We start from the raw sequence: 829 nt of genomic DNA on the forward strand, positions 1-829 counted from the left end.
CGGGTTGGCGTCGGCCAGCACGAACCCGACCCGCTCATCCGGCAGCGCGGGGTCGATGGGCAGGTAGGCCGCCCCGGTCTTGAGCACCGCCAGGATCGCGATGATGGCCTCACCCGAGCGCGCCAGCACCACCCCCACGCACTGCCCGCGACCAGCCCCCAACCCAATCAGCAGACGCGCCAACCGGTTCGACGCCTCATCGATCTCGCCATAGGTCCACGACCGCCCCCCACAACGCACCGCCACCGACCCCGGGGCGCGCGCCACCTGCCGGGCGAACAGCACCGGGATCGACACCGCGCTCACCGACTCGCCCAACACCGCCCGATGCCCCCACTCGCCCACCCGCGCGAGCTCACCGGCATCAAGCACACCAATCGAGGACAACCGCGCCTGGGCATCAGCCGTCATCGCCACCAACACCCGCTGGAACCGTTTGATCAGTGCTCGAACGATTTTGGTGTCGAACACGTCGGTGTCGTATTCGACGCGCACGCCCAGTTCGGACCCGGGCGTGGCCTGCATGGTCAGGGGGTAGTGATTGGATTCGCGGCTGGTGAACTCGGTGATGGCGAGCCCGTCGGCGCCGGCCAGCGCGGCGGTGTCGACGGGGTAGTTTTCGTAGACGAACAGGGTGTCGAAGAGTTGGTCGTGGCCGGTGATGCGGTGAATCTCGTTGAGCGCCAGGTGTTGATGGTCGAGGGTGTGGTTGTGGGTGTCGTGCAGTTGGTGGAGCAGGTCGGCGGTGGTCGTGGTGGTGGTGATGTGCGCGCGCACCGGCACGGTGTTGATCAGCAGGCCGACCATGCGGTCGGCTCCCGGTATCTCG

General features: G+C 67.7%; 1 protein-coding gene. It reads right to left on the bottom strand.

The genetic code is table 11. The annotated features are described in order from the left end of the window. The coding region (locus tag A9X03_RS25560; RefSeq protein ID WP_156746677.1) for an AMP-binding protein at positions 1 to 829 on the bottom strand (829 nt) is incomplete at both ends.

Source organism: Mycobacterium sp. E1715 (assembly GCF_001667625.1).
Lineage (GTDB): Bacteria > Actinomycetota > Actinomycetes > Mycobacteriales > Mycobacteriaceae > Mycobacterium.